The 929-nt window shown below is 46.4% G+C and carries 2 protein-coding genes; both read left to right on the forward strand.

From position 1 onward, the window contains the following. The first annotated feature begins 90 nt into the window (after positions 1 to 90). On the forward strand, positions 91 to 477 hold the full coding sequence (locus A8707_RS27770; RefSeq protein ID WP_068820410.1) for a transposase: 387 nt from the start codon (positions 91 to 93) through the stop codon (positions 475 to 477). A gap of 17 nt (positions 478 to 494) precedes the next feature. Then, on the forward strand, positions 495 to 905 hold the full coding sequence (locus tag A8707_RS27775; RefSeq protein WP_231948490.1) for a transposase: 411 nt from the start codon (positions 495 to 497) through the stop codon (positions 903 to 905). Positions 906 to 929: the final 24 nt, after the last annotated feature.

A 929-nucleotide genomic window follows, 5' to 3' on the forward strand; every position in this document is an offset into this window, starting at 1 on the left:
TAAGAGAGTGTTTGTAAACAACTATTACAAACTTAGTACCTGTTCAGTAGTGAAGTGATATCAGGGAATAGGTTTGGCATGAGATGAACTATGGGTGAGCATAAACAATATACCAGTGATTTAACCGACTCAGAATGGCAATGGATTGAACCGCTATTGCCGGATGACAAACTAGTAGGACGCTTGCGAGAAGTGGATTTACGAGATGTGTTGGATGCCATCTTCTATCGAGCCGACAATGGCACAAAATGGCGGAACTTACCTTCTGATTTTCCAGCTTGGCAAACGGTGTATGGCTATTTTCGGGTGTGGGTAAACTTAGGAGTATGGGAAGAGATTAATGCGGTTTTGGTGCGACAGGTGCGGGTTGCCGCAGGTCGAGAAGAACAGCCCAGTTTAACGGTCATCGACAGCCAGTCGGTCAAACTGGGGCAAAAAGGGGGGTCGAAATTGGAGTCGATGGCAACAAAAAGGTAAAAGGTCGCAAGCGTCATATCGCGGTGGATGTCTTAGGCTTGGTCTTAAACTGCCACGTCAGTGCGGCGAATTGTGCGGATGTAAAAATAGCACCCTGGGTCTTGTTGCCCGTCTTAGAGCAGTATGAGCGGATCGCCAAGATTCTAGCAGACAAGAGCTATCGAGGAGATCTGGTTCGTGATATTGAAGCCGTCTATGGGGTGGTCATGGAGATTTCAGAACGAGTCAGTTCTGGAACGTTTGAAGTGGAACCGATGCGATGGGTTGTAGAAAGAACTTGGGCTTGGCTCGATAATGCCAGGAGCTTAACGCGAGACTATGAACGGTTACCCGAAAATCACGCTGGCATGGTTTATATCGTGATGATTCGGTTAATGCTCAAACGATTAACAAAGAACCACACCCGATGGAAAGAAAAGACCGCTTAATACTCATTTACAAACACACTCTAA

This window comes from Phormidesmis priestleyi BC1401 (assembly GCF_001650195.1).
Classification (GTDB): Bacteria; Cyanobacteriota; Cyanobacteriia; order Leptolyngbyales; family Leptolyngbyaceae; genus Phormidesmis_A; species Phormidesmis_A priestleyi_B.